This window comes from Flavobacterium sp. (genome assembly GCF_031409475.1).
GTDB lineage: Bacteria > Bacteroidota > Bacteroidia > Flavobacteriales > Flavobacteriaceae > Flavobacterium.
Genome location: NZ_JANNXH010000015.1, coordinates 1 through 12,868, shown reverse-complemented (window position 1 = coordinate 12,868; position 12,868 = coordinate 1). Strand labels below are relative to the sequence as shown.

The window sequence follows — 12,868 nt, the reverse complement described above, 5'->3', positions numbered from 1 at the left end:
AACAATAAAATCTTTTGGATCTTCTTTTTTATACTCGGGTTGAATGTTGATGTGATTAATCTGAAATTGATCAAATAAAACCGCTTCCACTTTTTGAAGCAGCACATTAAATTCAGACATTTTTATATCTTCGGAGCAATCAAGATGCGCTTCGAGATGCAGTTCGTCATCGTTTAAATGCCAAACATGAATGTGGTGTAATTTATTCACGCCTGGTATTTGATGTACTTCGTGAACAATTGCTTTAATATTAATATTTTCGGGTGTGAAAAGCATCAGCATTTGTGTTGATGATTTTAATAAATCAAAACCAACATAAATCAAATACAACGCAATTAGCAAAGTCATCAAACTATCAACCCAAAACCATTGGAAATATTTCATTAAAATTCCACCTACTAAAACCGCAACCGATGCCATCATATCAGTAAATAAATGAACATAAGCAGATTTTATATTCAAGTTGTGATTGGCATCTTTTTTTAACAACAAAGCGGATAAACCATTGACAACAATTCCTAAAAGGGACAACCAGATAACCAGATTCGATTTTATAGGTTCTGGATTTGAAAACCGATGAATGGCTTCAAAAATTAAATACAACGCTACAATTATTAAAGTCATTGCGTTTACAAAAGCCGCTATTAGTTCTGCTCTTTTGTATCCGAAGGTTTGGTTTAAAGAGGCTTTTTTCTTTGATAATTTATTCGCAACATAACTAAACACTAAAGAAAGTACATCACTAAAATTATGCAATGCATCCGAAATTAAAGCCAAACTTCCAGATACAATTCCGCCAACGACTTGTGCAACCGTGATTATAATATTTAAAATAATCGAAAACAAAAGGTTTTTTCCTTTTACTTCGTGCTTCTGGATGTGGACGTGATTGTGGCTCATAATTAATTGGATAATTGTATAATATGTCAATTAGATAATTATCTAATTTTCAAAATATCTCATTGGCACATTATTTTATCCACTCTATTTTGATGTCTTCCTCCTTCAAAATCCGTAGAAATAAAAATAGCCACCATCTCTACAGCTTGCGGAATCGAAGTGTAACGAGCAGGAATACTAATAATATTTGCATCGTTATGTTGTCTGGCTAGTGCAGCAATTTCTTTGGTCCAACACAATGCTGCACGAATTCCCTGATGTTTGTTTACCGTCATAGCAATTCCGTTTCCTGAACCACAAATTACAATTCCAAAAGTTGCATATTTTTTTTCAACATCTATGGCAACAGGATGACCAAAATCTGGATAATCTACACTGTCTATAGAATCGGTTCCGTGATTGATTATTTCATGTCCTTTTGAGATTAAAAATTCAACTATAGCTTTTTTATATTCTGGTCCAGCGTGGTCATTTCCAATGGCGATTTTCATGGTTTTTGTTTTGTGATTATTGGTACAAATTTAATAATATAATGACGAGTAATGGTTTGATTTTACTATTATTTTAAGTCTCTGATTTTAAATTACCTAACATAAACAAAAAATAATAATTTTTCACAACTCACTTAAAATCAGTGTTTATTTGATATTAAAAATGTTAAAATTTAGCATTGTTAATAGTGAATTACAATTCGTTGATAATCAGTTAACTTTAAATTAACATGAACTGTTAACAACTTTGGATAGAAAATAAAAAGTTTTTTTTGCTCGTATTGAATTAAATCGTAATCCAAAACAGACTTTAATAAAACTAATTTTAATAGCATAATTTTTAGAAAAGTTATCCCTATTAAAAACACTTTTATTAACAAATTTTGCATTGAAAGTTATTTACAAAAAAAGGTGGTTTTATATTATTAACAGTTGTTAATTATTAAATCAAAATGGTTTGAAATAAGGTTTTTATAGGTAAATAAGTGTGTTGATAAGTCGTTATAAAAAACTATAATTAGAAAATAAATAAATTTTAAAAATATTTATCATACCTACTAACACACTATAATAACCATTAAAAAATAATTTAATTTTAATTTTCTTTTTTATGTTTTTAATAGCTGTTGACAACTTTCACTGTTTTTTAAAGTTATATTTTATTTAAATATCACTTCTTAATTCTGTTATCTTAATACTTCTTCGTAATTTTCAACTTTATTAGAAAATATTATGAGTAAGAAATTAAGAAAACCTGTAAATAACGAAAAAGATTTCACTACAAAAATCGTTAAAATACTATCACAAAATTCCAACAAAGCCTATAATTACAAACAAATAGCTGCTATTTTAGATTTAGACGATACAAAGAGTAGAAACGAAATTATAAGAGATTTAAAATTACTCGCTGCACAAAAAAAAATTCAAGAATCAGAACCCGGAAAATACCTTGTAAAAGCAATTAGCCAAGATTATTACGAAGGAAAAATAGACATGACTTCTCGTAAGACAGCTTATTTTGTTTGTCCAGAATTTGGAGAAGATGTTTTTATTCCTACCAATAATTTGAATCGTGCGCTGGATAAAGACATTGTAAAAGTCTATGTTTACAACCGTAGAAAAGGCAAAAGACCCGAAGGTGAAGTTATTGAAGTGGTAGAAAGAGCCAAAACAGATTTTGTTGGAGTTATTGCAATTCAAGCCAATTTTGCTTTTGTATCGACAGCAAATCCAAAAATGTACACCGATATTTTTATTCCAAAAGATAAAATAGGCGAAGCCGAAAACGGAGATGTAGTTTTAGTTCACATCGAAGATTGGCCAAAAAGAGCTGATAGTCCTTTTGGTTCAGTAATTAAAGTTTTAGGAAAACCAGGTGAACACAACACCGAAATTCACGCCATTCTTGCAGAATATGGTTTACCTGCAGAATTTCCGATAGAAGTAGAGGTTTATGCACAACAAATTGATACTTCAATTCAAGAAAAAGAGATTGCAAAACGTCGTGATATGCGCGATACTTTGACTTTTACAATTGACCCAAAAGATGCAAAAGATTTTGATGATGCTTTATCTTTCAAAAAATTAGAAAACGGAAATTACGAAATAGGGATTCATATTGCTGATGTTTCTTACTATCTCGAAGAAGGAACCATTCTGGATGATGAAGCGTATCAAAGAGCAACTTCGGTTTATTTAGTAGATAGAGTAGTGCCAATGTTACCCGAAGTATTATCAAATTTTGCGTGTTCTTTGCGTCCAAATGAAGAAAAATATACTTTTTCTGCTATATTCGAAATCACAGAACAAACACAAGTTGTGAATCAATGGTTTGGAAGAACCGTGATTTATTCCGACCAAAGATTTGCTTATGAAGAAGCTCAATACATTATAGAAACAAAGGATAATACGATTCCAGCCGATACGTCTATTACCGGAAATTCCTATGTTGTTTCGGATGAAATTGTTGCTGCAACTTTAAAAATGGATGAATTAGCAAAGATTTTTAGAAAGCGAAGAATGAATGATGGAGCGATTTCTTTTGATAAAGTAGAAGTAAAATTTAATTTAAATCAAGAAGGCGAACCAGAAGGAGTTTATTTTAAAGTTTCAAAAGATGCCAATCATCTTATTGAAGAATTCATGCTTTTAGCCAATAAAAAAGTAGCTGAATATATTGGTAAACAAAAGAAAACCTTTATTTATCGTATCCACGATGAACCAAACGAAGATAAATTAATTGCGATGCAAACCGTAATTGCAAAATTTGGTTACAAAATAGATTTCCGTAATAAAGGAGATATATCGAAATCTTTAAACGCTTTAATGGAAGAAGTTAACGGTAAAAAAGAGCAAAATCTAATTGATACTCTTGCAATAAGAACCATGAGTAAAGCCAAATATTCGACCGATAATATTGGACATTACGGATTAGCATTTGATTATTACAGTCATTTTACCTCGCCAATTCGTCGTTATCCGGATGTAATGGTGCATCGTTTGCTGCAATTTTATCTCGATGGAGGAAAATCTGTAGATGAAGATGTTTATGAAGCTAAATGTTTGCATTCATCCACCATGGAAGGTTTAGCTACAAATGCAGAGCGTGATTCAATCAAATACATGCAAGTAAAATACATGCAAAACCATCAAGATCAGGAATTTTTAGGAGTAATATCTGGTGTGACCGAATGGGGAATTTATGTAGAAATTATAGAAAACAAATGCGAAGGAATGGTACGTATTCGTGATATAAAAGACGATTATTACACTTTCGATGAAAAACAATATGCACTTGTTGGAGCTACAACCAAAAGTTTATTACAATTAGGCGACGAAATTTACGTTAAAGTAAAAAATGCCGATTTAGTTAAGAAACAATTGGATTTTCATTTTTTAAGAAAAAAAGAGTAACCCTAAAAAAAGTAAAAATGAAAAAGAGTATTATAGTAGTTTTTGTTCTAATTGCACAAATAAATTTTGCACAAATCACTACAAATTTAGGCGATTTTGATACGGTAAAAGTATTCGATATGCTTAACGTAAAACTAATTCCAGCCAATGAAAATAAAATAGTAATCACCGGAAAAAGAGAAAATGAAGTCGAAATTTTGAATAAAAATGGCGAATTAAAAATACGAATGCCTTTTCCGAAACTACTTTCTGGAGATGAAATCGCTATAAAGTTATATTTCAAAACACTAGAAAGTATTGAAGCTAGCGAAGGAAGTTATGTTTCTTGCGACTTTATTTTTAAGCAAACATCATTAGAATTAAATGCTAAAGAAGGCTCAGAAATAAACATAAGTTTAGCTGTCGAAAAAGTTACTAGCAAAGCAAATTCAGGCGGAATAATCAATCTTGATGGTAAAGCAACAAATCAAAGTTGTACTATTACATCAGGAGGAACTTTAATTGCGAGTGAATTGCACACAGACCAAACAACGATAAGTGTTGCTGCAGGAGGAAAAGCCGAAATTTATGCTACAACCTTAGTCGACGCAAAAGTAAAAGCCGGAGGTTCTATTTACATTTTTGGAAAACCAAAACAAATCAACCAAGAAACAATTTTCGGCGGAACAATAGTCGAAAAATAAAAACTTTTTAAATAAAAAAACTACATGCTCAATGATATTTTATCAGGAATTCCATGGGGAATTTTCTTAAGTTTTATGATAGGTCCAGTTTTTTTTATACTACTTGAAACCAGTATTACCAAAGGGTTTCGGGCAGCATTAGCGTTTGATTTAGGCGTTGTTCTGGGAGATATTGTTTTTATTGCAATTGCTTATTTGGGAAGTTACAGACTCATTCAAAGCTTGAAAGACAAACCAGCGCTTTTTATTTTTGGTGGAATATTAATGTTGGTTTACGGAATAATTTCTTTTATAAAATTAAAGAAAGAAGAAAAAATAAAATATAAAATAATTGACAAAGAAATCATCGAAAAAAACTACGGCAGTCTTTTCATAAAAGGTTTTTTCTTAAATATAATCAATATTGGCGTGTTGGGCTTTTGGTTGGCAATCCTTATTTCGGTTGGACCAAAACTCGAAATGCAAACCTCAAGAATGCTTACTTTTTTTATCACAGTCATTCTAACGTATTTAGGTATTGATTGCATCAAAATAGTATTAGCCAAGCAATTAAAAAACAAAATGACACCCACAAACATCCTCAAAATCAAAAAAGGAATAAGTGTTGTTTTAATGATTTTTGGAATTGTTTTAATCACCCAAGGTTGGTTTCCAGAAGAAAAAGAGAAGTTGAAGGATGTTTTGGAAAGGATTGAGAGAAAGTAAGTTTTTAAAAATATATAAATTTGTGTAGAATTATGCGTTGTACGTCGTTTTAATATAGTGACAGACGACAAGATATAAATTAGAGAACAGAATTATAATTTACAATTTTGAAAAAAGAAGAATTACAAAAAATAATTGAAAAATTTGACGAAAATGAATTGAAACAAAAAGCCATTTTTGGAGTCTTTCAGTATGGTGGTGGTTCAGATGAAAGTTTTGTCAGGGCTAACAAAGAAGGACTTGAATTATTTGCTCTAGAACTCTTAAAATCAGCAAAACATACAGAAGCAAAACTTAATAATACTGAAAAAACAATTATACCTCTTGAATATAACGAAGACTGGATAGATGAAAATAGCGACACATTTATAGAGTATATTGAACTAATTGCCTACAAACAAAATAATAATTATATAACGACAATTTCAAACAAATTAATGTCATTCGGTTTTGGACTATTATCAATAATTCTTGTAATTTCTGTTTTAGTAGGACTTGTAGTGATATTTAAATGGTTATTTTAGAAAGCGCAAATTAACCTAAAAAAATGAACGCTTCATAACAAGATAATATTCTGACTTTACCTAATTTTTACTAAAAATTTTCCACAAAAAAAGAGACACATTTCTGTATCTCTTCTTGAGGCATCGTCCGGATTCGAACCGGAGTAGGAGCTTTTGCAGAGCCCAGCCTAGCCGCTCGGCCACGACGCCGTAGTTGAACGGTTGGCAAATATAGCAAACAATTGATAATTAACAATTGATAATTAACAATTTTTAAAAATCGTAATTCGTAATTTCAAGTTCGTAATTATTTTAATTCCTGTATTCTTCGAGTTCAATCGTAACCGCTTCGACATCACCACCAATAGGAGGATTTAATTTAGAAACCGCCAACGTAATTCTAGAAATTGATGGTATCATTGCAAAAATCCGCGTAATAATTCTATGGGCAACATGTTCTAATAATTGAGCTCGAACCGCCATTTCTTCGACAACTATTGCATTTAAGAGTACATAATCAACCGTATCTGCCAGATTATCTGACACACAAGATTTTCGCAAATCGGTTTTAACTTCTAAATCAACGGAATAATCAGAACCAATCTTACTTTCCTCAACAAGACACCCGTGATAAGAAAAAGTTCGGATATTTTTTAGTTTTATAATGCCCATTTTGAGTTTATTTGTGGATTTGGTTATTTGTTTATTCGATAATATCACTTAAACATTAGATTTTTAGCTACCAATTATCAAATTACCAAATTAACGACTAACCAAATACCCAACATTTATTTATCTTTGCTAAAATTAAACAAAATTATGTCAACCGAAGAGAAATCACTTCATTTTATAGAACAAATCATAGAAGACAGTTTAGCAAGCGGTTTTCCTCAAGATAAATTACGTTTCCGTTTCCCGCCAGAACCTAATGGGTATTTACACATTGGTCATGCCAAATCTATTTGTTTGAATTTTGGTTTGGGTCTAAAGTATAATGCGCCAGTAAACCTTCGTTTCGACGATACAAATCCCGCAAAAGAAGAGCAAGAATACGTTGACTCCATTAAGGAAGATATACAATGGTTGGGTTTCAATTGGACCGAAGAACGGTATTCATCTGATTATTTTCAGCAACTTTACGATTGGGCAATTGCCATGATTAAAAACGGAAAAGCGTATATAGACAGTCAATCTTCTGAAGATATGGCAACTCAAAAAGGAACACCAACACAATCTGGAGTTGATGGACCATTCCGGAATCGTACCGTTGAAGAAAATTTAACTTTATTTGAAGGGATGAAAAACGGAGATTTCCCTGAAGGAAGTCATGTTTTGAGAGCCAAAATCGATATGGCTTCGACTAATATGTTAATGCGTGATCCTTTGATGTATCGAGTTTTGCACCGTCATCACCATAGAACAGGAAACGATTGGAACATTTATCCCATGTATGATTATGCCCACGGCGAAAGCGATTACATTGAACAAATTTCACATTCTATTTGTACCTTAGAATTTGTAATGCACCGCGAATTATACAACTGGTTTTTAGACCAAATTTACGATGCCAATAAAGTGCGCCCAAACCAATACGAATTTGCTCGTTTGAACTTGAATTATACCGTAATGAGCAAACGAAAACTCTTGCAATTAGTTCAAGACAAAGTGGTAAACGGTTGGGATGATCCTAGAATGCCAACTATTTCTGGGTTGCGTCGTCGTGGTTATACGGCAAAATCTATTCGTAATTTCTGTGAAACTATTGGCGTTGCCAAACGGGAGAATATCATTGATGTATCACTTTTGGATTTTTGTTTGCGCGAAGATTTAAACAAAACAGCTCCACGAGTTATGGCGGTTTTAGATCCAGTAAAACTCGTTATTACTAATTATCCATCGGATAAAATAGAATGGCTTGATGCCGAAAATAACCAAGAAGATGAAAGCGCAGGTTTCAGAAAAGTACCATTTTCTCGTGAATTATATATTGAAAGAGAAGATTTTTTAGAAATTGCTCCGGCAAAATTTTTCCGATTGAGTATAGGTAACGAAGTACGTTTAAAAAACGGTTATATAATTAAAGGAGAAAGTGTTACAAAAGATTTCAACAGTAATATTACCGAAATTCAAGTAACTTATGACGCTGATTCTCGTTCCGGAAGCGGAAGCGAAGCCAGCCAACGAAAAGTTGCCGGAACCTTGCATTGGGTTTCTATAAAACAGGCTATTAAAGCCGAAGTTCGATTGTATGATAGACTTTTTATAGATGAAGAGCCAGACAGTCATAAAGAGAAAAACTTCTTGGAGTTTATGAATAAATCTTCGCTTGAAATCGTGAAAGGATTTGTAGAACCAAGTCTTGCGGATGTAAAACCAAATGATAAATTTCAGTTTCAACGATTGGGGTATTTCAATGTGGACAAGGATTCAACTCTCTCAAAATTGGTTTTTAATAAAACTGTTGGACTCAAAGATGCTTGGGAAGAAAAAGGCAAAAAAGAAGAGAATAGCATTAATAATGCATTGAAAGAAATCAACAAATATTTTAAAGTTGCCACTAGAGATGAACGCATCGCTATTAGAAAAGCTATTGGAGAGACTTTATCTGGAATTGCTAATTATAGTTTATTGCAAAATTCTTTTAAAAAGAATATCAATAATAATAAAACATCATTGTTGTTTGCCCATTTTATTTTAAAATATTCGAACTTGAAATCATCTGATTTTGATAAAGAAGAGCTTTCTAAATTGTATTTAATGTCTCTTAGAAGTGAATCAACATTTGTTCGATCAAGAGCGCTTTTAAATTTATTGAATTTAGAATACGATTCTGATTTTGTAAATTCTTTTAAAAATGAAATTTTGAAATTGAAAACGACTCCAACGAAAAGTACAACCGAAAGAGAATTAGAATTTATAGATCAAGTTTTAAATAAACAATAGCTATCGAAAGCGCTTTTATAAGCGCTTTTTTTTATCATTCGTTTTTGTGATTGTTTTTTAAAACCACATCAATTTTAGCAATCAAAAACCGTCTTCATAAATTACTTTTAAGGCGATTTTATTAAATAAACAACACTTATTATAACTTGGGACAAAAGCGTTTTCCAAACCCCTTTATTTCGATTTTCCCCTTGAATTTCGCTTAAGTGTTGAGAAATTGGTATCTTTATATAACAAAACACAAAATCATGTCCAAGAACACAGACAACACTTTAGTCGCTCTTTTGATAGCAGCAGGAATTGGAGCAACAATCGGAATTTTGTTTGCGCCAGAAAAAGGAGCAAGAACCAGAGAAAAATTAAGAGAAGGTTTTGACCAAACAAAAAACGATTTGCAAGATAAATTAGAAATTGTTTCGGAAGAATTTCTGGATAAGTTCTCGGATTCCAAAGTAGATTTAGAACAAACCTTCGAAGATTTAGTTGCTAATTTAAGCCACAAAACCGAAGATGTGATTTCTTTTTTGGAAGAAAAATTAGCAGAATTAAAAAAACAAAACGCGAAACTTCAGAAATAAACTTAAAGAGATGGCTTTCGAAGAACTAAAAGAAAACACTGAAAACATTCAAGATCAAGCAAAAGCTTATTTTGAAAGCAATGCTGCGTATTACAAATTATGGGGTTTTAAAGTAGCGATGAAATCGACCACCATGATTTTTAAGTTTACCTTAATTCTGTTGTGTTTCAGTATGGTTTTATTGTTTTGCTCTGTTGCAGCGGCATTTGCATTGGGTAACTATTTTGATAATTACGCTTTTGGATTTCTCATTGTGGGCGGATTTTATCTTCTGGCAACAGGACTTTTGTTTTTGATTAAAGACAAATTTGTTGAAGGACCAATTTTAGAGAAATTCTCCGAAATCTTTTTTAACGACTAAATCATGGAAATTAAAAAATATTCCTCTTATGCTCAAATCGAAACCGAACTAGAAATCCTGAAACTAGAAAAGGAACTCAATTATCAAAAACTGGTTTCGAGCGTTCAGAAAACCAAAGACAGTTTGACGCTTCAAAACATGGTTGGTGGTTTTCTAGGTTCGTATAAATCTGTTTTGTCTAACTCTTATGTTACAATTCTAAAAACCGTACTTCCTTATATTATAAGTTGGATAATAAACAAAAAAAGAGGCAAATAAGCCTCTTTTTTATTAGAATAACATTGGATTATACTTCCTCTTCAGGGGTTTCTTCTGGATTATTTTCCTTTGCGTGAATTTCATTTGCTTTTGGTTTTACTTTTTTCACGCCTTTTCGCATCGATTCGCCTACAAGGTTACTTGCGGTGAAACTTGCCACCATATTATTCAACATATCACTTCCTGCTTGCGGGGAATTTGGCAATAAAATTAAATTAGAATTGGCGTCAGCGCCAATGGCTTGCAACGTGTCATAATGTTGCGTAACGACAATCAAAGCCGAAGCTTCTTGAGAGTTTATCCCCACTTTATTCAAGACATCTACACTTTCTACCAATCCTTTTGCAATTTCTCTTCTTTGGTCAGCGATACCTTGACCTTGGAGACGTTTACTTTCGGCTTCGGCTTTTGCCTTTGCCACAATTCTAATTCTAGACGCTTCAGCTTCAAATTCGGCTACGGTTTTTTCTCTATCGGCAGCATTGATTCTATTCATCGCGTTTTTTACTTGAATATCTGGATCAATATCAGTTACCAATGTATTGATAATCGTGTAACCATAAGTGGTCATGGCTTCGTTTAATTCTCTTTTTACAGCAATTGCAATATCGTCTTTTCGTTCAAAAACATCATCAAGAATCAGTTTTGGAACTTCGGCACGAACCACATCAAAAACATAAGAAGTAATTTGATCGTGCGGATATTCTAGTTTGTAAAAAGCGTCGTAAACGGTTTCTTTTACTACCATAAACTGAACAGAAACTTTTAGTTTCACAAAAACGTTATCCTTAGTTTTTGTTTCAATAATAACATCCAATTGTTGAATTTTAAGATTCACACGACCGGCAATTCTGTCAATTAAAGGAATTTTTAACTGAAGCCCAGATTGTCTGATACTCAAAAATTTCCCAAAACGCTCCACAATAATTGCGGTTTGTTGCTTCACAGTAAAAAAAGAAGAAAATAAAATAAATAGTCCAACGACTAAAAAACCAATTAAAAAAACATCCATTATTCAAATATTTAAATTGTTAATACGTTAGTTATACGATAAAAATGTATGTTTGTTACAAATAAAAAATGAAATGACTAGAAAATTTTTATTACTCGCATTATTGGTCTCTGCGACTGCATTTGCACAGTATGAATATCGGGATTCTAATAGAATAGGAATCTCTTTTGGAATCAATCAGTTTACGTTAAATACCAATGATTTTCAGACAAAGCCAGGTCAAGGCTGGAACGGTGGACTTTCTATGCGAGGAAATTTCTACAACAATTGGGACATGGTGTATGCCATTCAGTTTAGTGAAAATAATTTTGAGGTTGGTACAAATAGCGGATTTATAACCAATAAAGAAGTTAATCTAAAACTTCCTTCGGCACAAATTTCGTTGATGCTAAGTTATAAATTCATCGAAAATCATTTGAGCATTGAGTTTGGACCAGTAGTTCAATTTGGCGGAAAACTGTCGCCAGAAAAAGGAACAGAAAACAACGAAATTACGGGAACCGATTTATTAGTAAAAGACATTACTAATGTTTCTAAATTTAATTTTTATCCTGCAGTGGGCATCACCGCTGGTGGAAAACACATTCGCGTGAATGTTTCTTACCAATACGGAATTACTAATTTGCTTGGAAATATAGATGGAAATTTTAAAGGAAACGCCTCTATAATTAACGGGAGTTTGATATTGTATTTATAAAAAAAGCTTCCAGTCTTTTGAAGGCTGGAAGCTTTAAAATTTTACAAACTATTTTACAAAGTCGTTATCGCTTTGTCAATCCGTCTTATCGTTTCTTCTTTTCCAATGAGTTCCACAATATCAAATAAATGTACACCTTTGAGAGCGCCAACTAAACTAAAACGAAACGGCTGCATTACTTTGCCCATTCCAATTTCATTTTTTGTCATCCAGTCTTTTACGATGGTTTCAATATTTGCGGCAGTAAAATCCGTTATTTCTCCAAGAACCGAAATCAATTCTTGCATCAAAGCCGGCGTTTCTGGTTTCCAATTTTTCGCAGCTTTCTCATCATAACTCGTTGGAGCTTCAAAGAAATAATCACTCAATTCCCAAAATTCCGAAACAAAATGCGCTCGTTCTTTTATTAAACTCACAATCTTTGTCAATTCGACGAAGGAGAAATCTCGTTTATTTGTCATTCCGACGAAGGAGGAATCTCTTTCAAATAATTTCGCTAAATCAGCATCGCTTTGTTTCACTAAATATTGATGGTTGAACCATTTGTTTTTTTCGGGATCAAATTTAGCTCCAGATTTGTGAACTCTTGTCAAATCAAAAGCTTTGGTTAATTCCTCTAATGTGAATAATTCTTTTTCGGTTCCGTCATTCCAACCCAAAAGCGCTAGAAAATTTATAACTGTTTCTGGAAAAAATCCTTTTTCTCTGTAACCTGATGATATTCCTTCGTCAGTTTTCCATTCTAAAGGAAACACAGGAAAACCCATTTTATCGCCATCACGTTTGGATAATTTTCCGTTTCCAATAGGTTTCAAAATCAAAGG

The 12,868-nt window shown here is 32.3% G+C and carries 14 protein-coding genes and 1 tRNA gene; 9 read left to right on the top strand and 6 right to left on the bottom strand.

The genetic code is table 11. From position 1 onward, the window contains the following. A partial coding sequence (locus RMO53_RS03050) for a cation diffusion facilitator family transporter (protein ID WP_310377934.1) occupies nt 1-900 on the bottom strand: 900 nt, incomplete at its 3' end. 59 nt (nt 901-959) lie between these two features. Further along, complete coding sequence (gene rpiB, locus RMO53_RS03045) at nt 960-1,391, bottom strand: ribose 5-phosphate isomerase B (RefSeq protein WP_310377931.1); 432 nt, start codon at nt 1,389-1,391, stop codon at nt 960-962. A gap of 732 nt (nt 1,392-2,123) precedes the next feature. Here rpiB and rnr point away from each other — a divergent pair. From rnr to RMO53_RS03025, 4 genes are all read left to right on the top strand, one after another. Beyond that, nucleotides 2,124-4,304 carry a ribonuclease R gene (rnr, locus tag RMO53_RS03040; RefSeq protein WP_310377929.1) on the top strand — a complete coding sequence of 727 codons (2,181 nt, stop codon included), beginning with the start codon at nt 2,124-2,126 and terminating at the stop codon, nt 4,302-4,304. Nucleotides 4,305-4,321: 17 nt separating this feature from the next. Then, the gene (locus RMO53_RS03035) at nt 4,322-4,987 is read left to right on the top strand and encodes a head GIN domain-containing protein (protein ID WP_310377927.1); all 666 of its coding nucleotides are present in this window, start codon (nt 4,322-4,324) and stop codon (nt 4,985-4,987) included. A gap of 24 nt (nt 4,988-5,011) precedes the next feature. Beyond that, nucleotides 5,012-5,692, top strand: coding sequence for a LysE family transporter (locus RMO53_RS03030; protein WP_310377926.1), 681 nt, complete (start codon nt 5,012-5,014; stop codon nt 5,690-5,692). A 107-nt stretch (nt 5,693-5,799) separates the two neighbouring features. Beyond that, complete coding sequence (locus RMO53_RS03025) at nt 5,800-6,216, top strand: hypothetical protein (protein ID WP_310377924.1); 417 nt, start codon at nt 5,800-5,802, stop codon at nt 6,214-6,216. Nucleotides 6,217-6,334: 118 nt separating this feature from the next. Here the strand turns inward: RMO53_RS03025 and RMO53_RS03020 are convergent. Both RMO53_RS03020 and folB read right to left on the bottom strand, forming a co-directional pair. Then, nucleotides 6,335-6,405: transfer RNA gene (locus RMO53_RS03020), tRNA-Cys, on the bottom strand. Nucleotides 6,406-6,507: 102 nt separating this feature from the next. After that, nucleotides 6,508-6,867 (bottom strand): dihydroneopterin aldolase, encoded by a 360-nt coding sequence (gene folB, locus RMO53_RS03015; protein ID WP_310377922.1) that lies wholly within the window; start codon nt 6,865-6,867, stop codon nt 6,508-6,510. Nucleotides 6,868-7,014: 147 nt separating this feature from the next. Between folB and RMO53_RS03010 the strand changes: the two genes are divergently transcribed. From RMO53_RS03010 to RMO53_RS02995, 4 genes are all read left to right on the top strand, one after another. Further along, nucleotides 7,015-9,138: a glutamine--tRNA ligase/YqeY domain fusion protein gene (locus tag RMO53_RS03010; protein WP_310377921.1), complete on the top strand. Its 2,124-nt coding sequence runs from the start codon at nt 7,015-7,017 to the stop codon at nt 9,136-9,138. Nucleotides 9,139-9,386: 248 nt separating this feature from the next. Continuing rightward, entirely contained in the window at nt 9,387-9,716 is a 330-nt protein-coding gene (locus RMO53_RS03005; RefSeq protein WP_310377920.1) for a YtxH domain-containing protein, read from the top strand. A 10-nt stretch (nt 9,717-9,726) separates the two neighbouring features. Next, nucleotides 9,727-10,077 (top strand): phage holin family protein, encoded by a 351-nt coding sequence (locus RMO53_RS03000; protein ID WP_310377919.1) that lies wholly within the window; start codon nt 9,727-9,729, stop codon nt 10,075-10,077. 3 nt (nt 10,078-10,080) lie between these two features. Continuing rightward, nucleotides 10,081-10,335: a DUF6327 family protein gene (locus RMO53_RS02995; protein WP_310377917.1), complete on the top strand. Its 255-nt coding sequence runs from the start codon at nt 10,081-10,083 to the stop codon at nt 10,333-10,335. A gap of 28 nt (nt 10,336-10,363) precedes the next feature. Here RMO53_RS02995 and RMO53_RS02990 read toward each other — a convergent pair whose 3' ends face one another. Beyond that, nucleotides 10,364-11,347: an SPFH domain-containing protein gene (locus RMO53_RS02990; RefSeq protein WP_310377915.1), complete on the bottom strand. Its 984-nt coding sequence runs from the start codon at nt 11,345-11,347 to the stop codon at nt 10,364-10,366. A gap of 73 nt (nt 11,348-11,420) precedes the next feature. Between RMO53_RS02990 and RMO53_RS02985 the strand changes: the two genes are divergently transcribed. Further along, nucleotides 11,421-12,044 carry an outer membrane beta-barrel protein gene (locus tag RMO53_RS02985; RefSeq protein ID WP_310377913.1) on the top strand — a complete coding sequence of 208 codons (624 nt, stop codon included), beginning with the start codon at nt 11,421-11,423 and terminating at the stop codon, nt 12,042-12,044. Nucleotides 12,045-12,097: 53 nt separating this feature from the next. Here the strand turns inward: RMO53_RS02985 and RMO53_RS02980 are convergent. Beyond that, nucleotides 12,098-12,868 (bottom strand): glutamate--tRNA ligase family protein (locus RMO53_RS02980; RefSeq protein ID WP_310377911.1); only part of this gene is annotated, 771 nt, incomplete at its 5' end.